General features: G+C 72.9%; 25 protein-coding genes. 14 read left to right on the forward strand and 11 right to left on the reverse strand.

Annotated features, from left to right (window positions below; all coding sequences use genetic code 11):
• A complete protein-coding gene (locus AC0AIB_RS12705; RefSeq protein ID WP_465096717.1) occupies positions 1 to 468 on the reverse strand; it encodes a MarR family winged helix-turn-helix transcriptional regulator in 468 nt (155 codons plus the stop codon).
• Positions 469 to 550: 82 nt separating this feature from the next.
• Between AC0AIB_RS12705 and AC0AIB_RS12710 the strand changes: the two genes are divergently transcribed.
• From AC0AIB_RS12710 to AC0AIB_RS12725, 4 genes are all read left to right on the forward strand, one after another.
• Positions 551 to 1477, forward strand: coding sequence for an SDR family oxidoreductase (locus tag AC0AIB_RS12710; RefSeq protein ID WP_328345939.1), 927 nt, complete (start codon positions 551 to 553; stop codon positions 1475 to 1477).
• A gap of 71 nt (positions 1478 to 1548) precedes the next feature.
• Positions 1549 to 2451: an amidohydrolase family protein gene (locus AC0AIB_RS12715; protein ID WP_328345941.1), complete on the forward strand. Its 903-nt coding sequence runs from the start codon at positions 1549 to 1551 to the stop codon at positions 2449 to 2451.
• Complete coding sequence (locus tag AC0AIB_RS12720; protein WP_328345943.1) at positions 2448 to 2900, forward strand: MaoC family dehydratase; 453 nt, start codon at positions 2448 to 2450, stop codon at positions 2898 to 2900. The genes AC0AIB_RS12715 and AC0AIB_RS12720 overlap by 4 nt, the downstream gene beginning before the upstream one ends.
• A gap of 60 nt (positions 2901 to 2960) precedes the next feature.
• Positions 2961 to 4487, forward strand: coding sequence for an acyl-CoA synthetase (locus AC0AIB_RS12725; protein WP_328345945.1), 1527 nt, complete (start codon positions 2961 to 2963; stop codon positions 4485 to 4487).
• Here the strand turns inward: AC0AIB_RS12725 and AC0AIB_RS12730 are convergent.
• The 7 genes from AC0AIB_RS12730 to AC0AIB_RS12760 form a co-directional block, all read right to left on the reverse strand.
• Positions 4465 to 5298 carry a PaaX family transcriptional regulator gene (locus AC0AIB_RS12730; RefSeq protein WP_328345947.1) on the reverse strand — a complete coding sequence of 278 codons (834 nt, stop codon included), beginning with the start codon at positions 5296 to 5298 and terminating at the stop codon, positions 4465 to 4467. The genes AC0AIB_RS12725 and AC0AIB_RS12730 overlap by 23 nt on opposite strands.
• A gap of 34 nt (positions 5299 to 5332) precedes the next feature.
• The gene (locus AC0AIB_RS12735; protein ID WP_465096718.1) at positions 5333 to 6145 is read right to left on the reverse strand and encodes an ABC transporter ATP-binding protein; all 813 of its coding nucleotides are present in this window, start codon (positions 6143 to 6145) and stop codon (positions 5333 to 5335) included.
• Complete coding sequence (locus AC0AIB_RS12740) at positions 6138 to 6962, reverse strand: ABC transporter permease (RefSeq protein WP_465096719.1); 825 nt, start codon at positions 6960 to 6962, stop codon at positions 6138 to 6140. Before AC0AIB_RS12740 ends, AC0AIB_RS12735 begins: the two co-directional genes overlap by 8 nt.
• Entirely contained in the window at positions 6959 to 7447 is a 489-nt protein-coding gene (locus tag AC0AIB_RS12745; RefSeq protein WP_465096720.1) for an ABC transporter permease, read from the reverse strand. Before AC0AIB_RS12745 ends, AC0AIB_RS12740 begins: the two co-directional genes overlap by 4 nt.
• Positions 7393 to 7758, reverse strand: coding sequence for a hypothetical protein (locus AC0AIB_RS12750; RefSeq protein WP_465096721.1), 366 nt, complete (start codon positions 7756 to 7758; stop codon positions 7393 to 7395). The genes AC0AIB_RS12745 and AC0AIB_RS12750 overlap by 55 nt, the downstream gene beginning before the upstream one ends.
• 65 nt (positions 7759 to 7823) lie before the next feature.
• Entirely contained in the window at positions 7824 to 8786 is a 963-nt protein-coding gene (locus tag AC0AIB_RS12755) for an ABC transporter substrate-binding protein (protein ID WP_328345955.1), read from the reverse strand.
• A 287-nt stretch (positions 8787 to 9073) separates the two neighbouring features.
• A complete protein-coding gene (locus AC0AIB_RS12760) occupies positions 9074 to 10246 on the reverse strand; it encodes a 4-hydroxybenzoate 3-monooxygenase (RefSeq protein WP_328345957.1) in 1173 nt (390 codons plus the stop codon).
• A 263-nt stretch (positions 10247 to 10509) separates the two neighbouring features.
• Here AC0AIB_RS12760 and AC0AIB_RS12765 point away from each other — a divergent pair, with 263 nt between their 5' ends.
• Genes AC0AIB_RS12765 through AC0AIB_RS12800 form a run of 8 tightly spaced genes read left to right on the forward strand, consistent with a single transcriptional unit; the run spans position 10510 to position 16792 of the window.
• On the forward strand, positions 10510 to 11328 hold the full coding sequence (locus AC0AIB_RS12765; RefSeq protein WP_328345959.1) for a CoA transferase subunit A: 819 nt from the start codon (positions 10510 to 10512) through the stop codon (positions 11326 to 11328).
• A gap of 14 nt (positions 11329 to 11342) precedes the next feature.
• Positions 11343 to 12185 (forward strand): CoA-transferase subunit beta, encoded by an 843-nt coding sequence (locus AC0AIB_RS12770; RefSeq protein WP_328345961.1) that lies wholly within the window; start codon positions 11343 to 11345, stop codon positions 12183 to 12185.
• Between the two features lie 12 nt (positions 12186 to 12197).
• Complete coding sequence (gene pcaH / locus AC0AIB_RS12775) at positions 12198 to 12950, forward strand: protocatechuate 3,4-dioxygenase subunit beta (RefSeq protein ID WP_328345963.1); 753 nt, start codon at positions 12198 to 12200, stop codon at positions 12948 to 12950.
• Entirely contained in the window at positions 12943 to 13515 is a 573-nt protein-coding gene (gene pcaG, locus AC0AIB_RS12780; protein WP_328345964.1) for a protocatechuate 3,4-dioxygenase subunit alpha, read from the forward strand. Before pcaH ends, pcaG begins: the two co-directional genes overlap by 8 nt.
• A complete protein-coding gene (gene pcaB, locus AC0AIB_RS12785; protein ID WP_328345965.1) occupies positions 13484 to 14830 on the forward strand; it encodes a 3-carboxy-cis,cis-muconate cycloisomerase in 1347 nt (448 codons plus the stop codon). Before pcaG ends, pcaB begins: the two co-directional genes overlap by 32 nt.
• Complete coding sequence (gene pcaD, locus AC0AIB_RS12790) at positions 14827 to 15603, forward strand: 3-oxoadipate enol-lactonase (RefSeq protein WP_328345967.1); 777 nt, start codon at positions 14827 to 14829, stop codon at positions 15601 to 15603. The genes pcaB and pcaD overlap by 4 nt, the downstream gene beginning before the upstream one ends.
• Positions 15600 to 15983 carry a 4-carboxymuconolactone decarboxylase gene (gene pcaC / locus AC0AIB_RS12795; protein ID WP_328345969.1) on the forward strand — a complete coding sequence of 128 codons (384 nt, stop codon included), beginning with the start codon at positions 15600 to 15602 and terminating at the stop codon, positions 15981 to 15983. Before pcaD ends, pcaC begins: the two co-directional genes overlap by 4 nt.
• The gene (locus tag AC0AIB_RS12800) at positions 15980 to 16792 is read left to right on the forward strand and encodes an IclR family transcriptional regulator (protein ID WP_465096722.1); all 813 of its coding nucleotides are present in this window, start codon (positions 15980 to 15982) and stop codon (positions 16790 to 16792) included. Before pcaC ends, AC0AIB_RS12800 begins: the two co-directional genes overlap by 4 nt.
• Here AC0AIB_RS12800 and AC0AIB_RS12805 read toward each other — a convergent pair.
• Entirely contained in the window at positions 16785 to 17255 is a 471-nt protein-coding gene (locus AC0AIB_RS12805; RefSeq protein WP_465096723.1) for a hypothetical protein, read from the reverse strand. The genes AC0AIB_RS12800 and AC0AIB_RS12805 overlap by 8 nt on opposite strands.
• Positions 17256 to 17397: 142 nt before the next feature.
• Positions 17398 to 18642: a cellulose binding domain-containing protein gene (locus AC0AIB_RS12810; RefSeq protein WP_465096724.1), complete on the reverse strand. Its 1245-nt coding sequence runs from the start codon at positions 18640 to 18642 to the stop codon at positions 17398 to 17400.
• A 470-nt stretch (positions 18643 to 19112) separates the two neighbouring features.
• Here AC0AIB_RS12810 and AC0AIB_RS12815 point away from each other — a divergent pair, with 470 nt between their 5' ends.
• Positions 19113 to 20024 (forward strand): hypothetical protein, encoded by a 912-nt coding sequence (locus AC0AIB_RS12815; protein ID WP_328345976.1) that lies wholly within the window; start codon positions 19113 to 19115, stop codon positions 20022 to 20024.
• A gap of 183 nt (positions 20025 to 20207) precedes the next feature.
• The gene (locus tag AC0AIB_RS12820; protein ID WP_328345977.1) at positions 20208 to 20843 is read left to right on the forward strand and encodes a TetR/AcrR family transcriptional regulator; all 636 of its coding nucleotides are present in this window, start codon (positions 20208 to 20210) and stop codon (positions 20841 to 20843) included.
• A 149-nt stretch (positions 20844 to 20992) separates the two neighbouring features.
• Here the strand turns inward: AC0AIB_RS12820 and AC0AIB_RS12825 are convergent, their stop codons facing one another.
• Positions 20993 to 22141, reverse strand: coding sequence for an acyl-CoA dehydrogenase family protein (locus tag AC0AIB_RS12825; protein ID WP_465096725.1), 1149 nt, complete (start codon positions 22139 to 22141; stop codon positions 20993 to 20995).
• Positions 22142 to 22157: the final 16 nt, after the last annotated feature.

Here is a 22157-nt window from a genome sequence, read left to right on the forward strand (position 1 = left end):
TCAGTCGGGGAAGGCCAGCCGGCGCAGCAGTGGGGCCAGCCACTCGTGCTCCCGGGGTGTCACGCCGGCCAGCGAGCCGAGCCCCACGGCGTTGACGGCGTCCTGGGCGCGGGCGAACAGGGCCCGACCGGCCTCGGTGGCGACCAGGACGTTGGCCCTGCGGTCGGCGGGGTCGGCGTGCCGCTCGACCAGGTGGCGCTGCTCCAGCCCGTCGATGAGGGCGACTACCTGGCTCGGGTCGAGACGCAGGAACTCGGCGAGCTCCCGCTGGGTCGGGCGGACGTCGTCGGCGGCCAGGGCGAGCACCGAGTAGGAGCGGGCCTTCAACCCGTGCTCGGCGAGGGCGGCGTTCGCCGCTGCCAGGGCGAGCGCGTTGGCCCTGGCCAGCAGGAAGCTGAGGTCCCCGGCGAGCACGCTGTCCCGCAGCCGGTCGCGGCCGGTCGATCGGCTGCGTTCGGCGGGGGACATGGCGACGATGGTAGCAAGCTTCCTAAATAATTGACATTTTCAACGGTCCATGCTCAGATCGCATCGACGAAAGGGAGTGCCCATGTCACTGGACGGCAAAGTCGCCATCGTCACCGGATCCGGGCGCGGGCTCGGCCTCGCGTACGCCCGGGAGTTGGCGCGACGCGGCGTGGCCGTCGTGGTCAACGACGTCGACGCCGAGGCCACCGCGGAGGCCGTGGCGGCGATCGGGGCGTCCGGCGGGCGGGCCGTCGCAGTGGTCGCACCGGTCGGCCCGACCGAGACCGCGACGCAACTCGTCAGTACGGCGGTCGCGCAGTTCGGCCGGCTGGACATCCTGGTCACCAACGCCGGCGTGCTGCGCGACACCGTGCTGTGGAAGATGAGCGACGACGACTTCGACACGGTGGTCAACGTGCACCTGCGCGGCACCTTCACCACAGTGCGCGAGGCGGTGCGGCACATGCGGCAGGCCGGCGAGGGCGGGCGGATCATCTGCATCGGGTCACCCACCGGTCAGCGGGGCACCTTCGGCCAGACCAACTACGCGGCTGCCAAGGCGGGCATCGTCGGCATGGTCCGCACCTGGGCGCTGGAGCTGAAGCGGTCCGGCATCACCGCCAACACGGTCGTCCCGGTCGCCGCGACCGCGATGACCGCCACCGTCCCCTACTTCGCCGCCGCGGTACGCGCCGAGGCGGACGGCGAGCCGATGCCCGCGTTCTTCCGGCACGATCTCGGGTTCGGCACGGCCGACGACGTCGCCGGGCTGGTCGCGTTCCTCGGCTCCGACGCGGCGGCCCAGGTGACCGGGCAGGTGCTCGGGGTGGGCGGTGACCGGCTCCAGGTCTGGACCCACCCGGAGGCGGCGCTGACCGCGTACCGCGAGGGCGGCTGGACCTACGACGCTCTGGTGGAGGCGTGGCCGGCGACGTTCGACGGGGCCGCGCAGAGCGTCGGCGAGAGATTCCCGGAGCTGCCCGCCCAGTTCCAGCCGGCGGCCCCCTGACCCGTCCGACCGGTGCACCCCACCGACGAGACCGCCCGCCGGATCCGACCCCCCCGACGGAGGCCGCCCCCGTGTACCAGCCCGCGATCGACCTCGACGCCGTCACGGCGATCGACATGCACGTGCACATCGAGGTCGACGGCCACGGCCACACCTCGCTGCCCGAGCCGCTGGTGGCGGCGGTGTCGAAGTACTTCCGGACGGACGGGCCCCGGCCCGCCGTCGACGCGGTGGCCCGGTACTACCGCGAGCGCGACATGGCCGCCGTCGTCTTCACCGTGGACGCGGGCACCCAGCTGAAGCATCCACCGCTGTCCAGCGTCGACATCGCCCGTGCCGCGGCCGAGCACGCCGACGTGCTCATCCCCTTCGGGTCGGTCGACCCGCGCACCGGCGAGGCGGCCCTCGAACTCGCCACCCGGCTGATCGAGCAGGAGGGGGTACGCGGCTTCAAGTTCCACCCCACAGTGCAGGGCTTCGACCCCGGCCACGACGAGTACGCCCCGCTGTGGGGCCTGATCGCGCGGGCCGGGCTCCCGGCGATCTTCCACACCGGGCAGACCGGCATCGGCGCGGGCACCCCGGGCGGCTACGGCCTGCGGCTCGGCCTGTCCAATCCGATGCTGCTCGACCCGGTCGCGGCCGACTTCCCCGACCTGCAGATCGTGATGGCCCACCCGTCGGTGCCCTGGCAGGACGAGGCGCTGTCGGTGGCCACCCACAAACCCAACACCTGGATCGACCTGTCCGGCTGGAGTCCGAAGTACTTCCCGGCCGAGCTGGTGCGCCACGCCAACTCGGTGCTCAGGCGCCGGGTGCTCTTCGGCACCGACTATCCGCTGCTCACCCCCGACCGGTGGCTGCGCGACGTCGCGACCACCGACCTCAGGCCGGAGGTGCTCCCGGGCATCCTCAAGGACAACGCGGTCCGGCTGCTGGGCCTCGCCGGGGAACGACGAGAGGAAGCGCCATGACCACGACCATCACCTACGACCAGCTCGCCGACCTCGCCGGCACCGATCTGGGGCACACCGGGTACCGGACGGTCACCCAGGACCAGGTGCACCTGTTCGCCGACGCCACCGACGACCACCAGTGGATCCACGTCGACCCTGAGCGGGCGAAGGCCGGCCCGTTCGGCGCGCCCATCGCGCACGGCTTCCTCACCCTGTCCCTGGCGGTGCCGTTCTGGACCGAGCTGCTCGAGGTCAAGGGCGTGTCGACCAAGGTGAACTACGGCCTCGACCGGGTGCGCTTCCCCGCCCCGGTGGTGGTCGGGGCGCGGGTGCGGATGCGGGCCACGGTCGCCGAGGTGACCGAGGTCCGGGGCGGCTACCAGCTCACCGTCGACCAGACCATCGAGATCGAGGGTGCGGCCAAGCCGGCGGTCGTCGCGCGGGGGTTGTACCGCTTCCACGCCTGAGCCCGGGTGTCCGAGCCGGGTGGGCACACCACCTCCACCTCCACCACCAGGAGACTGCTGATGCACCAGCACGGAATCGGCGCGTGGGTGGCCAGGCGCCGGCTCACGTCCCCGGACCGGGTCGCCCTCATCCACGGCGAGGGCTACACCGTCACGTACGCCCAGTTCGCCGACGCCGTGGACCGGGTCTCGGTGGTGCTGGGCGAGCACGGCGTCGGCACCGGTGACGCGGTGGCCTACCTGGGTGAGAACAGCCCGGAGTTCCTCCAGGTGATGTTCGCGGCGGCGCAGCTCGGTGCCGTCTTCGTGCCGGTCAACACCCGGCTGGCGCCCCCCGAGATCGGTCACGTCCTGACGGACTGCGCCGCCCGGGTGCTGATCCACGACCCGGACTTCGCGGTGCCGGTGGCCACCGCCCTGCCGGCCGTCCGGCCCCCGCACGTCGTCGTCACCGGTGCGGGCACCCCGGACCGGCCGGGGCTCGCCCCCCTGGTGCGGGAAGCCGATCCCGGGCACGCCGGCCACGCCGACCCCGACCACCAGGATCCGGCGGCGATCGTCTACACCTCGGGCACGACCGGTCGGGCCAAGGGCGCCGTGCTGACCCACGGCAACCTCACCTGGGTCGCGCTCAACTGCGTGGTCGACTACGACGTCGTCTCGACCGACGTGGCGTTGATGATCTCGCCGCTGTTCCACGTCGCCTCGCTGGGAATGGGCGCCCTGCCCGTCATCCTCAAGGGCGCCACCATGGTCGTCGAGCGGGGCTTCGAGCCGGGGCGGGCGCTGGCGCAGATCGCCCGGCACGGGGTCACCATGCTCAGTGGCGTGCCGACCACCTACCAGCTGCTGGCCGACCATCCCGCCTGGTCCTCGACCGACCTGTCCACGCTGGCGAAGCTCACCTGCGGCGGCTCGGCGGTGCCGACCCGCATCCTGGACGCGTACGAGGCGCGGGGCCTGTCCTTCTCCCAGGGGTACGGCATGACCGAGGCGTCGCCGGGCGTGACCGCGCTGCCCCCCGCGATGACCCGGGCCAAGCAGGGCAGCGTGGGCCTACCGCACTTCTTCACCGACGTGCGGATCACCGACCCGACCGGAGCCGTGCTGCCCGCCGGTGCCGTCGGCGAGATCGAGGTGGCCGGGCCGAACGTCTTCCCCGGCTACCACGGGCTGCCGGCGGCGACCGCCGAGGCGTTCACGGCCGACGGGTGGTTCCGCTCCGGGGACCTGGGCCACCTGGACGCCGACGGTTACCTGCACATCTCCGGCCGGCTCAAGGACATGATCATCTCGGGTGGGGAGAACATCTACCCGGCCGAGATCGAACTGCTGCTCGGCGAGATCGACGGAGTGGTCTCGGCGGCCGTCATCGGGGTGCCGGACGACCGCTGGGGCGAGGTGCCGTGGGCGATCGTGACCGTGCGGCAGGGGGCGACCGTGGACACCGACACCGTGCGGGCCCACCTCGACGGCCGGCTCGCCCGCTACAAGCTGCCGAAGAACGTGGTCGTCGTCGACGAGTTGCCGCGCACCGCGTCGGGAAAGGTGCGCAAGGCCGACCTCAGGGCCCGCTTCGCCGGCTGACCGTGGGGCGGGCCGCGACGAGGGCGGCGAACTCCGCCGCGGACGCCTCGGCCAGCGTCCGGTGCACCCGACGGTAGGTCTCCACCGACCGGGTGGCCGGCCACTGCGCGTCCATGAACTCCGCCGGCAGCCGCGGGTCGGCCCGCAGCAGGGCGAGCCAGTCCGCCACCAGCATCGTCCGCAGGGTCAGCGCGCTCGACGCCAGCGCCGTCGCGGCCGGGTCGTCCCACACCTCGATGAACGCCAGGTGCTCGCGGCGGATCGCCTCGATGTCCCAGGCGGCGCGGACGCTCTCGCCGATCGGGAAGCCGGCGAGTTCGCGGGCGTGGAAGGCGACCACGGCGTGCGGCGCGAGGTCCTGTCGCAGCGGCTCCAACGACCCGGCGAGGTCGACCTCGCCGGGCGCCAGCCAGAGCCCGTCGCGGATCGGCGCGAAACCCTCCCAGGTGAGGGTGGAGCGCAGTCGGTGCCGCAGCCGGCGCTGGTCCTCCGGGATCGAGAAGGTGACAAGCGTCCAGCCGCTGCCCTGGGGGTCGAACGGTCGTGGCCCGCGCACCCGGTAGGTCGCCTCGCGCAGCACCGCCGCCCCGTGCTCGGTCAGCGAGAACAGGGTCTCCCTGCCGCTGCGGCCCCGGGTGAGGATGCCGCTGCGGACCAGCCGGTCGAGGGTGGCCCGGATCGCCGGCGCGGCGACGCCCGCCCCCTCCAGCACGGTGATCAGGGCGCTCGCCCGGATCGGCCCGGTGGCGTCGTCGACCACGTGCTCGCCGAAGAGGGCGAGCAGGAGTTGCTTCGGTTGACGCCGGCTCACGGTCGTCCCTTTCGACGGGCGGGTGCCCCGGCGCTCACGGCGCGGGGTGCGGGGCCACATTCTGCCCCCGCTTGGCCCGCTGGATCTCGCCGTAGACGTGCGTGCGCAGCTCGGTGAAGCGGGGCAGGGCGCGGGTGCCGATCTGGTCGCGCTCCGCCGGCAGGTCGATCGCCAGGTCCTCGCGGACCCGGGTCGGGGAGTGCGACAGCACCAGCACCCGCTGGCCCAGGTACACCGACTCGTCGATGTCGTGGGTGACGAAGAGGATCGACATCCCACGGCGGGCGTGCAGCTCGCGGACCAGGTCCTCCAGGTCGGCCCGGGTCTGCGCGTCCACCGCGGCGAACGGTTCGTCCATGATCAGGACCTCGGGTTGGTAGGCGAGGGCCCGGGCGATCGCCACCCGCTGCTGCATCCCGCCGGAGAGCTGCCACGGGTGGCTGCACGCGGCGTGTGCCAGGCCCACCGCGTCGAGCGCGTCGGCGACCAGCGTGGCCCGGTCCGCGCGGGAGAGTTTCTTGTGCCGCAGCGGAAGCTCGACGTTGCCGCGCACCGTCAGCCACGGATAGAGGCTGCGGCCGTACTCCTGGAACACCACGGCCATCGCGGGGCTCGGGCCGGTCACCGGCGCGCCGTGCATCTCGACCACCCCACCGGTGGGGCGCAGCAGCCCGGCGAGGCACTTCAGCAGGGTGGTCTTGCCGCACCCGGACGGCCCGACGATGCAGACGAGCTCGCCGGCGTCCATGGTGAAGCTGAGGTCCCCGATCGCCTCGACGTCGCCGGTGGGGGACTGGTAGACCTTGCGCAGGTGCTCCACCCGCAGCAGGGTGCGCCGGTCAGGCACGGTTGACCTCCCTGATTCCGTGGTACCAGCGCAGCACGCGCCGTTCGACGAGACCGAATGCGACGGCGAGCAGGACACCGACCAGCCCGAGCAGCAGGATGCCGCTCCACATCTCGGCGACCAGGTAGTTGCGCTGGAAGTAGGCGATCCGGTAACCCAGCCCGGCCGACGAGGCGAACATCTCGGAGATGACCATCAGGATGAGGCCGACCGAGAGCGCCTGCCGGACCCCGGCCATGATCCGGGGGCTGGCGGCCGGCAGCACCAGGAACCACAGCCGCTGCCACCAGATGACCCGGAACGACCGGGCGGTCTCGGTCAGCACGCTGTCGGTCGCCCGGACACCCTCGACGGTGTTCAGCAGGATCGGCCAGACCGCGCCGGAGACGATCACCGCCACCTTCATCGTGTCGGTGATGCCGAGCAGGAGCATGGCCACCGGGATCAGCACCGGTGGCGGGATGGCCCGGAGGAACTCCAGCAGTGGTTCGAGCAGTTCGCGCAGCCACCGGGTCAGGCCGATGACGGTGCCGGCGGCGATGCCGAGCACGATCGACGCGGCGACGCCGAGGCCGAGGCGGTAGAGGCTCGGCAGCACGTCCTCGACGAACGCCGGGCCGATCCAGGTGTCGACGAAGGCTTCGGCGATCGTCACCGGGCCGGGGAAGAACAGGCTGGTCGACCTGGTCGCCACCAGGCCCCAGAGCACCAGGAGCAGCAGCGGCAGCCCGAGCGCGTGCAGCACGCCCGCCATCAGGCGGTCGCCGGCGGCGCGACGGCGCGGCGGGGTGGCGATCCGGCCCGGGTACGCGGTCACTGCGCCTGCTCCCCTCGTACCGACTGGTGCCACGACAGGGTCCGCCGTTCCACGAACCGGAAGACGAGGTTCACCGCCAGCCCGAGCAGGCCGGTGACCACGACCAGGGCGTACAGGCCGACGGCGTCCCCACCCGAGCGGGACAGCTCGATCATGCGGCCGAGGCCGGGGTTGCCGATCACCATCTCGGCGGTGACGGCCAGGATGAGCGCCACCGCCGCCGCGAGCCGCACGCCGGTCATCAGGTACGGCAGGGTGGTCGGCAGGACGAGGTGGGTCAGCCGTTCGCGGCGACGTAGACCGAAACTGAGCGCGGTGTCCCGGGCGACCGCGTCGACGTCGGCGACCCCGTAGATCACCTGCACGAACACCTGCCAGAACGACGCGTAGACGATGATGACCAGGGCCGCCTGCCGTTGGATGCCGAACATCAGCACGGCGAGCGGGATGAGGGCGACCGACGGGATGGGGCGCAGGAACTCCACGATCGTGTGCGTCGCGCGCCGCAGGAACGCACCAGGCCGACGACCGTGCCGAGGACGACGGCGGCGACCGTCGCCAGTGTCACCCCGATCGCCCAGGACGTCATGGTGCTGCCCAGCCGCCGCCAGAACGCGAGGTCGACGAGCTGTTCGGAGAGCCGTGCCAGCACGTCGGTCACGTACGGCAGGTACTGCGGGTCGACCAGGCCCAGTGCCGGGACCGCCTGCCAGACGGCGAGGAATCCGGCCAGGCCGACGACGCCCAGCAGTGCCCTGCGCGACGCGGGCAGGCGGCGGGTGGGGAGCAGGCGCATGTCACCTCCGTGGTGGCGTGGGCGGTGCGGCCCTCCCCGGACCGGGGAGGGCGTCGGCCCGCCGGCTACTGCTGGTGGACGAGGCGGTCGAGGTCGGGTTGCCGGTCGAGCACCCGGTACTTCTGCGCGAGCTCGGCGAGCTTCTGCAGGCTCGACCGGTCGACGTCCCAGCCGAACGCCGGGAGCCGGACCGACTCCGCCACCGGCGGCGGCAGCTGGAGGTTGTCCTTGATGGCCTGTCGCACGGCCGTCTCGTTGGCCGGGTCGCGGGCCCATTCCAGGGTCTTCTTCATCGCCGCCGAGAAGTCCTCGACCAGCTTGGCGTCCTTCTCGGTGCGTTCGGTGGTGGTGATGGTGGTGAGGGTGGCCAGGCCGGGCACGACCGCCTGGTAGGGCGCGACGACGAAGGTGTCGCCCCGGCTCTTGAGCTGGGTGACGAAGGGCTCCGGCACCCAGGCCGCATCGATGTTGCCGGCCGCGAGTTGGGCCGGAGCGTCGGGGAAGGCGACCTCGACGAACTTGATCCGGGTGGGGTCGCCGCCGTCCTTCTCGACCGCCGCCATGATCGTGACGTCGCCGGCGGCGCCCAGGCTGTTGACCGCGACCCGTTTGCCCGCGAGGTCGGCCGGTCGCCTGATGCCGGACCTGGCCGAGGCCACCACGGCGTTGATGTCGTCGCCGTCGGCGTACGAGGAGGCGTAGTTGCCGATGATGACGACGCCGAGCTTCTGCAGGTCGGCCCGGAACGGGCCGAAGGGCTGGCCGATGGCGAAGTCGATGTCGCCGTTCATCAGCGCGGGGATGGCCTGCGCGCCGCCCTGGGCGGGCAGCACCTCGACCTGGAGCCCACGCTCGGCGAAGAGGCCCGCCTTGATGCCGCCCCACAGCGCGGCGGTCTCGGTGATGGGCAGCGCCGCGACCCGCACCTTGCGCAGGTCGCCCGAGGTCTGCGCGGACGGGGTGGACGCGTCGGAGTCGGTACATCCGGTGAGGGCGATCGCGGTGACGGCGATCAACCCGAGAGCCATGACCTTCTTCATTGACGAGGCCCTTCCTGGGCGGGGGTGGTGGGGTGCGTCGGAAGCCGGCGGGACATGCCTCGGATCTGCGGGTGCACCGACCGCTGCGTGGGGGCGCACGCCGCTGTGGTGGCCATGGTCAGCCACCCCGGCATCGAAAGTCAAGAATCTCTGACGCCCGTCAGGAATTAGTTGAACGACGCTGTGTCGTGGTGGCGTCGCTCCCACCGGTGCCCGGGCAGGAGGGGGCCGCCACCCCCGGTGACCGCGCTTCCGCAGTGGCCTGTCCGAGGTGGTCAGACCTCGGGCAGGCCCACGTAGTTCTCGGCCAGGCTGGTGGCATAGGCCCGGGAGGTGGCGACGTACCGCAGCGTCGCGGTCTGCAGCTTCGTCTCGTACGGGTCGTCGTGCGCCAGCCGGTGCAGCATCGAGGTCATCCACCAGGAGAAGTGCTGCGCCCGCCAGACCCGACGCAGCGCGGTTGCCGAATAGCCCGCCAGCAGGTCGGTGCGCCGGTGGTCGTACCAGGCGGCGAAGGCGTCCCCGAGCAGCGCGACGTCGGCCAGCGCCAGGTTCATCCCCTTCGCGCCGGTCGGCGGGACGATGTGCACCGCGTCCCCCGCCAGAAACAGCCGCTCCCACTGCATCGGCTCCACCACGAAGCTGCGCATGCCGGTGACGGACTTCTCCAGCACCGGCCCCTCGGTCAGCGACCAGCCCGGCACCGTCTCCAGCCGGGTCCGCAGCTCCGCCCAGATCCGCTCGTCCGGCCAGTCGGCGAGGTCGGCGTCCGGGGCGACCTGGAGGTAGAGCCGGGAGATCTCCGGGGAACGCATGCTGTAGAGGGCGAAGCCCCGGTCGTGGTGGGCGTAGACGAGTTCCTCCACCGCCGGCGCGGCGGCGGCGAGCACGCCCAGCCAGGCGACGGGGTACACCCGTTCGTAGCTGGTCAGCACCCCCTCGGGCACCGCGCCCCGGCTCACCCCGTGGAACCCGTCGCAGCCGGCCACGAAGTCGCAACGCAGCTCCTCCTCGCGCCCGTCGCGTCGGAAGTGGACGATCGGCGAGTCCGTGTCGAGGCCGGTCAGGCGGACCACGTCGGCGTCGAACAGGATGGTGCCGTCGGCCGCGAGCCGGGCGGCGATCAGGTCCTTGACCACCTCCTGCTGCCCGTAGACGGTGATCGCCCGTCCGGTCAGCTCGGTCATCGGCACCCGGTGCGACTCGCCGGCGAAGCGCAGCTCGATGCCCTCGTGCCGCAACCCCTCCCGGCGCAGCCGCTCGCCGAGGCCGGCACGGCGGAGCAGGTCGACCGAGCCCTGTTCGAGGACGCCGGCCCGGACCCGGTGCTCGACGTGGTCCCGGCTGCGGCTCTCCAGCACCACCGACTCGATGCCGTGCCGGTGCAGCAGGTGCGACAGCATGAGTCCGGCCGGTCCGGCGCCGACGATGCCGACCTGGGTACGCATCCGCGACCTCCTCGTTCCCCGCCCGCTGCCCGTCCGCACGGGAGCGTGACCGGGTCTTCCCGGGAGGGTGGACCTCGGCCCGGCGGGCACTGCGCCGTGTTCGCTCAACGAACGGCTGTTCTCCTTCTGAACGTTGGCACGCGGCCCGGCCGCCGTCAACGCGTTGACGGATACCGTTGTCCGCCCGTACGTTCGACATGGGTACGACGGTCCGCATGGCGAACAGCCGGGGTGGCCCAGATCCGTGGGAGGTGGGGAAGCGCATGGCGAAGCTGGTCCCGCTGGCCGACGGCGTGGCGGACCTGGTCCGCGACGGTGACGTGGTGGCCCTCGAAGGGTTCACCCACCTCATCCCGTTCGCCGCCGGCCACGAGATCATCCGCCAGCGCCGGCGGGAGCTGACCCTGGTCCGGATGACCCCCGACGTCGTCTACGACCAGCTCATCGGGGCGGGTTGTGCCCGTCGCCTGGTCTTCTCCTGGGGCGGCAACCCGGGGGTGGGGTCGCTGCACCGCTTCCGGGACGCCGTGCAGCACGCCTGGCCGGGTCCGCTGGAGCTGGAGGAGCACAGCCACGCGGGGATGGCCAACCGCTACGTGGCCGGGGCATCCGGGCTGCCGTTCGCCGTCCTGCGCGGCTACACCGGCACCGACCTGCCCCGGCACACGGCCAACGTCCGACCGGTCGACTGCCCCTTCACCGGGGAGACCCTCACCGCCGTGGCGGCCCTGCGCCCGGACGTGACGGTGGTGCACGCGCAGCGCGCCGACCGGGCCGGCAACGTGCAGCTGTGGGGCATCACCGGGGTGCAGAAGGAGGCGGTGCTCGCCGCGCACCGGTCACTGGTCACCGTCGAGGAGATCGTGGACGAGTTGACCCCGGTGCCCGGGCAGGTCGTACTGCCGGGTTGGGCGGTCACCGCCGTGGCCGAGGTGCCCGGTGGCGCACACCCCTCCTACGCCCAGGGCTACTCGGTCCGGGACAACGACTTCTACCGGGCCTGGGACGCCGTCAGCCGGGACCGGGACACCTTCCGCGCCTGGCTCGACCGGCACGTGCACCGGGCCGGAGTGGCGACGTGAGCGGGGAGAACACGATGGCGGACTGGACCGCGGACGAGATGATGACCGTCGCCGCCGCACGACAGCTCCGCGACGGCACCGCCTGCTTCGTCGGGATCGGTCTGCCCAGCACGGCGGCGAACCTCGCCCGGGCCACCCACGCCCCCCACCTGGTGCTCGTCTACGAGTCCGGCTGCCTCGGTGCGAAACCGGACCGGCTCCCACTGTCCATCGGCGACGGCATCCTCGCCGACACCGCCGACGCGGTGGTGTCGGTGCCGGAGGTGTTCAACTACTGGCTCCAGCCCGGCCGGATCGACGTGGGCTTCCTCGGCGCCGCGCAACTCGACCGGTACGGCAACCTCAACACCACTGTCGTCGGCGACGACTACGCCGCCCCGGGGGTCCGGCTGCCCGGCGCCGGTGGGGCACCGGAGATCGCCGCCTCCTGCGGCGAGGTCGTGGTGATCGTCCGGCAGAGCCGCCGCACCTTCGTCGACCGGGTCGACTTCGTCACCTCGGTCGGGTACGGGGCGGGCCCGGGCGACCGGGAACGGCTCGGCCTGCGCGGCGGCGGCCCCCGCCTGGTGATCACCGACCTCGGTGTTCTCGAACCCGATCCGGTCACCTGCGAGCTCACCCTGACCCGGCTGCATCCCGGCGCGACCCGGGAACAGGCGCGGGCGGCCACCGGCTGGGACCTCGCCGTCGCCGACCCACTGACCACGGGCGACCCGCCCACGGCAGACGAGCTGTCGGTGCTGCGCGCGCTGGAGGCGACCACGCACGGCACCCCCGGCCGGGCGGGTGCCCCCACCGGCCGGCGACCGGCTGATGCCCCCACCGGCCGGCCGGTGGCCGTGGTGCCGGACGCCTGAGGGGAGACGACGATGACCGGGGACACCACCCACCGGGTCGGCGGCGCGCCGGTGCTGCCGGCGTACCGGCGCGACGACGTCGACGTCCACCCGCCGCTGCTCAGCCCCGACTACCTGTCGACCGTGGCGCGGGCGCCGCGGCAGCCGCTGGCCCACCTGCCGCAGCGGCTGACCGAGATCACCGGGCCGTTGCTGGGCGAGGGACGGCTCGGCCACCTCGACCACGACCTGACCCGCCAACACGACGGGGAACCGCAGGGGCAGCGGATCATCGTGCACGGCCGGGTCCGCGACGGCGACGGCCGCCCGCTGCCGCACACGCTTGTCGAGATCTGGCAGGCCAACGCCGCAGGGCGCTACCGGCACGCGAACGACACCTGGCCGGCCCCGCTCGACCCGCACTTCGACGGGGTGGGCCGGGCACTCACCGACGACCAGGGGCGCTACCGGTTCGTCACCGTGCGGCCCGGCGCCTACCCCTGGCGCAACCACGACAACGCCTGGCGGCCGGCGCACATCCACTTCTCGCTCTTCGGCCGGGCGTTCACCCAACGGCTGGTGACGCAGATGTACTTTCCCGGCGACCCGCTCTTCTTCCAGGACCCGGTGCTGCACTCGGTGCGCGACCCGAGGGCCCGGGAACGGCTGGTCGCCCGCTACGACCACGCCGCCACCGTGCCGCAGTGGGCGCTGGGGTACGAGTTCGACCTCGTGCTGCGCGGCCGGGAAGGCACCCCCTTCGAGGACGGGGACGACGATGAGTGAACGGCTGGGGGTCACCCCGGCGCAGACCGTCGGGCCGTACCTGAGCATCGGCCTGCACTGGCCCGACGGCCCGTACGTCGTCCCCGAGGGCACCCCGGGGGCGTTCTGGATCCGGGGCCGGATCGTCGACGGCACCGGAGCACCGGTGGTCGACGCGCTGGTGGAGAGCTGGCAGGCCGACCCGGACGGCCGGTTCGACCATCCGGACGACCCGCGCGGCGCCTGGCCGCCCGCGCTCGCGGGGTTCCGGGGCTTCGGCCGCAGCGAGACCGACGACCAGGGGTGCTACCGGCTGCTGACCGTCAGGCCGGGTTCGCTGCCCGACCCGGACGGCGGCACCGAGGCCCCGCACCTGAACCTGTCGGTTCTCGGCCGGGGGCTGCTGCACCGCCTGGTCACCCGGCTCTACTTCCCCGACGAGCCGGCGGCCAACGCCGTCGACCCGGTGCTGCGCAGCCTGGACGCCGACCGCCGCGACACGCTGCTGGCCGCCACCGCGCCGGACGGGTTCCGCTTCGACATCCGCTTGCAGGGTGACCGTGAGACCGTCTTCTTCGCCGTCTGACGGCCTGCTCTCCGGCCTCTCCGGCACCCCCGACGTGGACGCGGAACTCGGCGACCCGGCCCTGCTGCGGGCACTGCTCGACGGGGAGGCCGCACTGGCCATGGCCGGGACGGACGCCGGTGTGCTGCCCGCGTCGGCGGCGGATGCGATCGTCGCCCGGTGCCGCCCCGAGCGGTACGACCCGGTCGCGCTCGGCCGGGCCGCCGACGCCGCCGGCAACCCCGTCGTCCCGCTCGTGCGGGAGCTGACCGCCGCCGTGCCCGAGCACGCCCGCCCCTGGGTGCACCTCGGGGCGACCAGCCAGGACATCCTGGACACCGCGCTGAGCCTGGTGGCCGTGCGGGCGCTCGGTCCGCTGCTGGGTCACCTCGACGCCGCCGTCGAACACTGCGCCCGGCTCGCCGAGACCCACCGGGACACCGTGCTGGTCGCCCGGACCCTAGGGCAGCACGCGGCACCCACCACCTTCGGGCTCACGGCCGCCGGGTGGCTGACCGGCCTGGCGCAGGCCCGGGACCGGCTGCGGCAGGCGCGGGTCGGGCAACCCGCCCAACTCGGCGGTGCGGTCGGCACCCTCGCCGCGCTCGGCCCGGCCGGGCCCGAGGTCGCCGCGCGGTTCGCCGTACACCTGGGGTTGCCCACGAGTGCGCTGCCCTGGCACACCCGCCGGCAGCCCCGCCTGGACCTGGCTGCCGCGCTCGGCGGGGTGCTCGCGGCCACCGGCAAGGTCGCCCTCGACGTGGGCCTGCTCGCCCGGACCGAGATCGGCGAGGTCGCCGAGGGTGGCGCCGGTCGGGGTGGCTCCTCGGCCATGCCGCACAAGCGCAACCCGGTGGACTCGATCCTGATCGGTGCCGCCGTACGACGTGGTCCTGGTCTGGTCGCCACCCTGTTCGCCACGGCGGTGCAGGAACACGAGCGGGCCACCGGCGGCTGGCACGCCGAGTGGGAGCCGCTGTGTGACCTGCTGCGCCTGGCCGGTGGTGCCGCCGGCCGGTGTGCCCGGCTGCTGGCCGGGCTGCAGGTCCGTCCGGAGCGGATGCGGGCGAACCTCGACGCGACAGGTGGGCTGGTGCTCGCCGAGGCCGTCGCCGCGCGGTTGGCCCCCGCTGTCGGGCGTACCGTCGCGCACGACCTGGTCACCCGGGTCGCCGCCGCACCCTCGTTCCGGGCCGCGCTGCTCGCCGACCCCGAGATCCGCGCGCACCTGTCCGAGGTGGAGGTCGACGAGGCGCTCGACCCGTACCGCTGGCTCGGGTCGGCCGGCCTGTTCGTCGACCGGGCGCTGGCCGCCGTCCGGGCGGCGGGGGAGTGACCTCCCGGCTGCACCTCACCGTCGACGGTCCGGCCGCCGCGCCGGTGCTGGTGCTCGGCAGTTCCCTCGGCACCACCGGCGCGATGTGGGAACCGCAGGTCCCGGCGCTCGCCGAACGGTTCCGGGTGATCCGGTACGACCACCTGGGTCACGGCCGCTCGGCGGTGCCGGCCGGGCCGTACACCCTGGATCTGCTGGGTCGGGAGCTGCTGCGGACGCTTGACGACCTCGGCGTGCCGTGGGTCCACTACGCGGGGCTGTCCCTCGGCGGCATGGTGGGGATGTGGCTCGCCGCGCACGCCCCCGACCGGGTGCGGCGGCTGGCGCTGCTCTGCACGTCGGCGTCGCTCGGCCCGGCCGAGCGGTGGCGGGCGCGGGCGGCGACGGTACGCGCCGGTGGTCTCCCGGCGATCGCCGACGCGGTGGTGGACCGCTGGTTCACCCCGGCGTTCGCCGCCGCCCGCCCGGACGTGGTCGCCGCACACCGGGCCATGCTGACCGCGACCTCCCCGGCCGGTTACGCGGCCTGCTGCGAGGCGATCGCTGCCATGGATCTGCGCCCCGCGCTGGGCCGGATCGACACGCCGACACTCGTCGTCGCGGGCGCGGACGACCCGGCGACCCCGGTGGCGCACGCCCGGGAGATCGCCGCCCGTATCCCCGGTGCGCGGCTGGTCGTCCTCGACGCGGCGGCGCACCTGGCCAACGTCGAGCAGCCCGCGCGGGTGGGCCGACTCCTGCGGGAACACGTCGACGAGGAACCGGGTGGATGATGGACGACCGCGAGCGGCACGAGACCGGCATGACGGTACGCCGACAGGTGCTCGGTGACGCGCACGTCGACCGCGCGGTCGCCGACACCGACGAGTTCACCGCCGACTTCCAGGACTTCATCACCCGCTACGCCTGGGGCGAGGTGTGGAGCCGACCGGGGCTCGACCGGCGTAGCCGCAGTGTGGTCACCCTCGCCGTGCTCGCCACCCTGCACCACGACGAGGAATTGGCGATGCACGTGCGCGCCGCGCTGGGCAACGGCCTGAGCCGTCAGGAGGTGGCGGAGGTGCTGCTCCAGGTGGGCGTCTACGCTGGCGTACCGGCGGCGAACCGGGCGTTCAGGGTGGCCCGGGAGGTCCTGCGGCAGGAGGCTGGGTGAGGGTGGGCGGGGAGGCGGCGCGGTCGCCGGAGTTCGTGCAGTCGCTGGAGCGCGGACTCGCGGTGATCCGGGCGTTCGACGCCGAACATCCGCAGCTCACCCTGAGCGAGGTGGCCCGGCGGACCGGGCTGACCCGGGCCGCCGCCCGCCGGTTCCTGCTCACCCTCGTCGAGTTGGGGTACGTGCACACCGACGGCCGGCTCTTCTCGCTGCGACCGCGGATCCTCGCCCTCGGCTACGCCTACCTGTCGGGCCTGGGCCTGCCCGAGATCGCGCAGCGGCACATGGAGGCACTTGTCGCGCAGGTGCACGAGTCCTGCTCGGTGTCGGTGCTCGACGGCGACGAGGTGGTCTACGTCGCCCGGGTGCCCACCAAGCGGATCATGACGGTCGGCATCAGCGTGGGCACCCGGTTCCCCGCGTACGCCACCTCGATGGGCCGGGTGCTGCTCGCCGCGCAACCGGCGGACTGGTTGGACGACTACCTCACCACCGCGCCACTGCGGCCGTTGACCCGGCGCACCGTCACCGACCCGGTGAAACTGCGCGCACTCCTGACGAAGATCGCCGCCCAGGGGTACGCGATCGTCGACCAGGAGTTGGAGGAGGGGCTGCGGTCCCTGGCCGCGCCGATCCACGGCGAGAACGGTTCGGTGATCGCGGCGGTGAACCTCTCCGCCCACGCCACCCGGGGGTCCTTCGAGCTGATCCGGCGGGAACTGCTCCCACCGCTGCTGGCCGCCGCGCGGCGGATCGAGGAGGACCTGCGGGGAGCCGGCTCTTCTCCCGCCGCGAGCGCCGTCACCTGACCCGGTAGAGGCGGGTCGTCGGCTCCACGACGGCGGTCAGCAGCGCGCCGGGCACGAGTCCCGGGTCGTCGGGCCGGATCGTGTCCGCTTCGAAGGTGGCGAAGCCGGGTCCACGGATCCGCAGGTGGAGGACGAGCCCCGGGTCCTCACCACCCAGGTGGGGTGCCACGGTGAGGATCTCGGCAGTGGCGGCGACACCGGCGGCGTCGAGTTGCCGCGCGTCCCGGCGGGACCGGCTGACCACCCGCCAGCCGAAGGCGCCGAAACCGACCCCGACGATCGTGGTGAACACCCCACCGGCGAGCAGGCCCCAGCGCTCCCCGGGCGGCACCGGCAGGCCCCCCGTCAGGTCGGCGGCGAGCAGGACCGGGCCGGGTAGACAGATAGCCAGGAACAGCAGCCGGCAGAGCAGTGCGCCGACCGGCCCGATGGGCGTTTCCGCCTCCCGGGGTGCACTCGTCATGCCGGCACCCTAGAACACCGGTGCGTCGTTCCGGCGCCCTGGCGCTTCTCCGCCGCCGTCCCGTCCGCCCCCATGTGCGGCGGGCCGGTGCCCAGGCACCGGCCCGCCAAACGGTCTGCTCCACCGGCTGTGCGGTGGGTGGTCAGCCTCCGGCGCAGGTGACGGTGGCGCCGGTGCCGCTTCCGGTGCCCTGGAACCCGAAGCTGGTGCTCTGCCCCGCGCCCAGTCGGCCGTTGTAGCTCTGGTTGGTGACGGTGATGGTGCCGCTCGTCCCGCTGGCGACGCCGTTCCACACCGAGCTGACCGACGTGCCGCCCGGCAGGGTGATGGTGACCCGCCAACCGGTGAGCGCGCTGGTCCCCGCAGTGACGCTGACGTTGGCGACGAATCCGCCGTTCCACTGGTCCTGCACTGCGTAGCCGGCGGTGCAGCCGGTGTTCCCGCCGGGCGGCGTGGTGGGCGGTGGGGTGGTCGGCGGCGGCGTGGTCGGCGGGGGAGTCGTGGGTGGCGGCGTGGTCGGCGGTGGGGTGGTGGGCGACGGGCCGTCGAGCGTCAGGTTCTTCTGCTGGACGGTCCACTGGGTGCGGCACAGCCCGCAGTCGGGGCCGACGAAGTTGCTGCCGGCGGTGGTGTCGCCCTTGAGTCGCCACTTGAGGTAGAGCACCGCCACCCGGCCGAACTCGCCGCCGTTGGGCTGGTCGTACGTGCCGCCGTGGCCGACGTTCAGGTTGCCCATGAAGGCGGGCAGCCCGGCCGGCAGCTTGCCCCAGTCGTCGACGGCGTTCGGGTAGGCGATGTCGCTGGGCCCGCCGACGAAGTAGGCGATCGGCTTGGTGAGCCGTCTGAGCTGGTAGTCGTCGGCGTCGTTGAGCAGGCCGCTGCTGAAGATGCCGGTCGTGGTGACGCGCGGGTCGTTGGAGACGGCGTACGCCTCCAGACCGCCGCAGGAGAAGCCCGCCACGGCGACCTTGCCGGTGTCGATCCGGTTGTAGTACTTGCTGCCCTGGCGGGAGTTCTCCGCGACCGCCCAGTCGATGGACTGGGTGAGCATCTGCGAGTTGGTGGAGCCGGAGGCGTTCGGCCCGCCGTTGGCGATGGCCAGGAAGCCGTGGGAGGCGATCTCGCGGAGGAAGTTGCCCTGCGACAGGCCGTTGGCCGAGCAGCCACCGTTGCCCCACACCAGGATGGGCAGGCGTTCCGACGGCAGGGTCTGGGGCCGGAAGATGGTGTGGTTGGGCAGGCTGGTCGAGGTCTCGTAGTCGGCCGGATATGGGCCCGAGCCGCCGACCGCGGCGTCGGCCGGTGTCGCGCCGAGCACCATGAGCACGGAGGCCGCCGGCACGATGGCGGCCACCAGGCCCGCGTAGATCTTCGATCTCCTTGTCATGCATCCTCCAGCGGACGTCGGCGATGGCACCCCCTGCGGCGGCGGTGGCGACTGTGCGGCCGGGCCCCGACCGGGGAGGTCGGCGCCGGCCATGGGTCGGGTCGGCGGGGACGCGTCGACCACCCGGCCGCAGTCCCGCAGGCGGTCGGCGGTGTGCGGTCACTATCACCGAGGCAACGATAAGTGTCAATGTGTTGCCCGGCTGGTGGGCCGTGGACGTGGTCAGCCCGGCCAGGAAGGTCTCCCTGGCCTGCGGGCGGGGCCAGGGGTTCGGCAGCAGGTGCGGGGGCGGATCCGGGTCGGTGTCGGCGAACCGTCGCCAGCAGTCCATCTCGACAGGACCTGGGCCCGGGGTGGACGGAGGTCGTCGGCAGGCTGTTCGGCGGTCACCTCACCAGATCGTTCCACCGCCCCGCGCAGCGCCGGTCGGGCCCGCAGCGTCCCACCCGGCCCGTGACATGATGACGCCCATGGGCAAGCAGCAGGACGTCGGTGGGACCGACCGTCACAGTGGGTCGGGTGCCGCGGCGCAGGGTGCGACGGATGGCGGGGTCGACGCCCGACTCGCCATCGCGCAGGATCCCGGCACCACCCACCTGGCGCTCATCGACCTGGCCGCCGACCCGTCGGCGGTGGTCCGCAAGGCGGTCGCCAGCCGTCCAGACGCGCCGGCACAGGCGCTGCGACCGCTGGCCCGTGACGGTGACCGGCACGTCCGGGAGGCGGTGGCGAAGAACCCCTCGACCTCGATCGCCAACCTGCTGCGCCTGGTCAAGGACGCCGACCGTTGGGTCCGCTGGGCGGTCGCCGGCAACCCGGCCTGCGACGAATCGGTACGGCGGGTGATGGCGCAGACCGCGGACAAGGAGCTTCGTGGTCTGCTCGCCGAGTCGCGGGACCTGGAGCCCGAGTTGGCCGCCCGGCTGGTCGCCGACGTCTCACCCGAGGTGCGGGAACGGCTCGCCATCCACACCCACGACCCCGAGGTGATCACCGCGTTGCTGGCCGACCGGACGGCACGGGTGCGCAAGGGGCTGGCCCGCAATCCGCGCACCACCGCCGCCCACCGCAGCGCGCTCGCCCAGGACCCGGTGCCGGACGTCCGCGCCGCGCTGGTGCTCGCCGTCGCGCTGGACGAGGCGGATCTGCGCCTTCTGGTCGACGACCGGTCGGTGCAGGTGCGGATGGCCGTGGCGACGTCGGAGGTCGTTCCGCCGCACCTGCGGCAGGTGCTCGCCGACGACCCCGACGAGATGGTGGCCGGTGCGGCCCGGGAGTTTCGCCCCGGATCGGGAGCCTCCCCGGTGGTACGCGCGCCGCGCGTCGGCCACCGGGCTGCGGGGGCCGGTCGCGGCCGGCCGGGCAACAACACCGGGCGCTGAGTCCGGCCCGTACCACCGGTCCTCCCCTGGCGGCCCGTGGGACCCATTGGCATCTGCGGGGGTCTTCCCGGGGGGTGGATCGTGCGCGAAACTTCTCGGGCGGATTGACCGGGGTGGCTCTCTTCGGTTCCTTCCGACCGGACGGTAGCATTGTGTGGCTGTACACGGGACAGGAGGCCACCAATGGCGCGTGCGACGTCTCGCCCGGAGTCGACCCGACGCCGGCAACGCTGGCCGGACGGGTACGACCCGGAGAACACCCGCAACTCGTTGATCACGAGTGCGCTGGGGCTGATCGAGCAGCGTGGCTTCGACCGTACCTCGGTGCAGGAGATCGCCGACCAGGCACAGCTCACCAAGGGTGCCTTCTACCACCACTTCGCCAGCAAGGACGACCTGCTGCGGCACATCCAGGAGGAGTACCTGGAGGCGCAGCTCGCCGCGATCCAGAAGATCGAGGCGGACAGTGACGACCCGACCGTCCGGGTGCGGGAGCTGATCCGGTTCAGCCTCACCAGCGTGGCCGAGTACCGGGCCCACGTGACGATCTTCTACCAGGAGCGGCGCTATCTCACCGGTGACCTGTTCGCCGAGGTGACCCGCAAGCGTGGGCTGGTGGAGGCGGCCTTCGCCGGGATGATCGCCGACGGCGTCACCCGGGGTGTGTTCCGCGCGGACGTCGACCCGCGGATCGCCACCTTCGGGCTGGTCGGCATGTGCGCCTGGGCCTACCAGTGGCTCAACGTGGGTGGTCCGCTCAGCGTCGACGAGGTGGCCCGCCAGTTCAGCGCGATGGTGCTGGAGGGCCTGTCCGCCTGACCGCCCGGCCCGGTGGCTGATCCGGTGGCGTCGGCATGCCCGTGGGCGGTCGGGGACGGGCGCTCGGTGACCTGGCCCGGACGGGGCGCCGGCCCGCAACGCCGCCGTCAGGCGGATGGATCGTCCGCCGGGTGACCGTCAGCCGATCGTCAGTCGGCGAGCAACTGGCGGGCCATGACGATGCGTTGGACCTGGTTGGTGCCTTCGTAGATCTGGGTGATCTTGGCGTCGCGCATCATGCGTTCGACGGGGTAGTCGCGGGTGTAGCCGTACCCGCCCAGTAACTGCACCGCGTCGGTGGTGATCTCCATCGCCGCGTCCGACGCGAAACACTTGGCCGCCGCACCGAAGTACGTCAGGTCGGCGTCGCCGCGCTCGGACTTCCCCGCCGCCGCATACGTCAACTGCCGGGCCGCCTCCAGCTTCATGCCCATGTCGGCGAGCATGAACTGCACGCCCTGGAACTCCGCGACCGCCTTGCCGAACTGCTTACGCTCCCGCACGTAACCCTTGGCGTAGTCGAGTGCGCCCTGGGCGATCCCGACGGCCTGGGCGGCGATCGTCACCCGGGTGTGGTCCAGGGTCCGCATCGCGGTGCCGAACCCGGTCCCCGGCTCACCGATGATCCGGTCGGCCGGAATCCGCACGTTGTCGAGGTAGACCTCCCGGGTCGGGGAGCCCTTGATACCGAGCTTCTTCTCCGGCGTGCCGAAGCTGACCCCCGGGTCGGACTTCTCCACCACGAACGCCGAGATCCCCCGGGACCGGGCGGCCGGGTCGGTCACCGCGAACACCGTGTAGAACTCCGAGACACCGGCGTTGGTGATCCACCGCTTCACCCCGTTGAGCACCCAGTGATCACCGTTACGCACCGCCCGGGTGCTCATCGACGCCGCGTCACTGCCCGCCTCCGGCTCCGACAGGCAGTACGAGAACATCCCCTCACCCGAGGCGACCGGCGGCAGGTAGCGACGCCGGAGTTCTTCCGACCCCGCCAGCAGCAGCGGCATCGTGCCGAGCTTGTTGCCGGCCGGGATGAGGGCGGACGAGGCGCAGGCGCGGGCCACCTCCTCGATCACGATCGCGGTGGCCAGGGCGTCCGCCCCCGCGCCGCCGTACTCGACGGGGATGTGCGGGGCGTGGAAATCGGCGGCCCGCAGGGCGTCGTAGCCGGCCCGGGGGAACTCGCCGGTCTCGTCGGCGGTGGCGGCGTGCGGCGCGACCTTGTCGTCGCACAGCGCCCGGACGGCCTCCCGGACCGCCGCGTGCTCCTCGGGCAACTGGTACGCCTCGAACACCGCAAACCCCCTCGTC

Source organism: Micromonospora sp. DSM 43699, assembly GCF_055517075.1.

Excerpts from the sequence above, each read along its gene's own strand:
- AC0AIB_RS12705 (WP_465096717.1), bottom strand. The coding sequence starts at position 468 with ATGTCCCCCGCCGAACGCAGCCGATCGACCGGCCGCGACCGGCTGCGG.
- AC0AIB_RS12710 (WP_328345939.1), top strand. The coding sequence starts at position 551 with ATGTCACTGGACGGCAAAGTCGCCATCGTCACCGGATCCGGGCGCGGG.
- AC0AIB_RS12720 (WP_328345943.1), top strand. The coding sequence starts at position 2,448 with ATGACCACGACCATCACCTACGACCAGCTCGCCGACCTCGCCGGCACC.
- AC0AIB_RS12725 (WP_328345945.1), top strand. The coding sequence starts at position 2,961 with ATGCACCAGCACGGAATCGGCGCGTGGGTGGCCAGGCGCCGGCTCACG.
- AC0AIB_RS12750 (WP_465096721.1), bottom strand. The coding sequence starts at position 7,758 with ATGCGCCTGCTCCCCACCCGCCGCCTGCCCGCGTCGCGCAGGGCACTG.
- AC0AIB_RS12755 (WP_328345955.1), bottom strand. The coding sequence starts at position 8,786 with ATGGCTCTCGGGTTGATCGCCGTCACCGCGATCGCCCTCACCGGATGT.
- AC0AIB_RS12760 (WP_328345957.1), bottom strand. The coding sequence starts at position 10,246 with ATGCGTACCCAGGTCGGCATCGTCGGCGCCGGACCGGCCGGACTCATG.
- AC0AIB_RS12765 (WP_328345959.1), top strand. The coding sequence starts at position 10,510 with ATGGCGAAGCTGGTCCCGCTGGCCGACGGCGTGGCGGACCTGGTCCGC.
- AC0AIB_RS12770 (WP_328345961.1), top strand. The coding sequence starts at position 11,343 with ATGGCGGACTGGACCGCGGACGAGATGATGACCGTCGCCGCCGCACGA.
- pcaH (WP_328345963.1), top strand. The coding sequence starts at position 12,198 with ATGACCGGGGACACCACCCACCGGGTCGGCGGCGCGCCGGTGCTGCCG.
- pcaG (WP_328345964.1), top strand. The coding sequence starts at position 12,943 with ATGAGTGAACGGCTGGGGGTCACCCCGGCGCAGACCGTCGGGCCGTAC.
- pcaC (WP_328345969.1), top strand. The coding sequence starts at position 15,600 with ATGATGGACGACCGCGAGCGGCACGAGACCGGCATGACGGTACGCCGA.
- AC0AIB_RS12805 (WP_465096723.1), bottom strand. The coding sequence starts at position 17,255 with ATGACGAGTGCACCCCGGGAGGCGGAAACGCCCATCGGGCCGGTCGGC.
- AC0AIB_RS12810 (WP_465096724.1), bottom strand. The coding sequence starts at position 18,642 with ATGACAAGGAGATCGAAGATCTACGCGGGCCTGGTGGCCGCCATCGTG.
- AC0AIB_RS12815 (WP_328345976.1), top strand. The coding sequence starts at position 19,113 with ATGGGCAAGCAGCAGGACGTCGGTGGGACCGACCGTCACAGTGGGTCG.
- AC0AIB_RS12820 (WP_328345977.1), top strand. The coding sequence starts at position 20,208 with ATGGCGCGTGCGACGTCTCGCCCGGAGTCGACCCGACGCCGGCAACGC.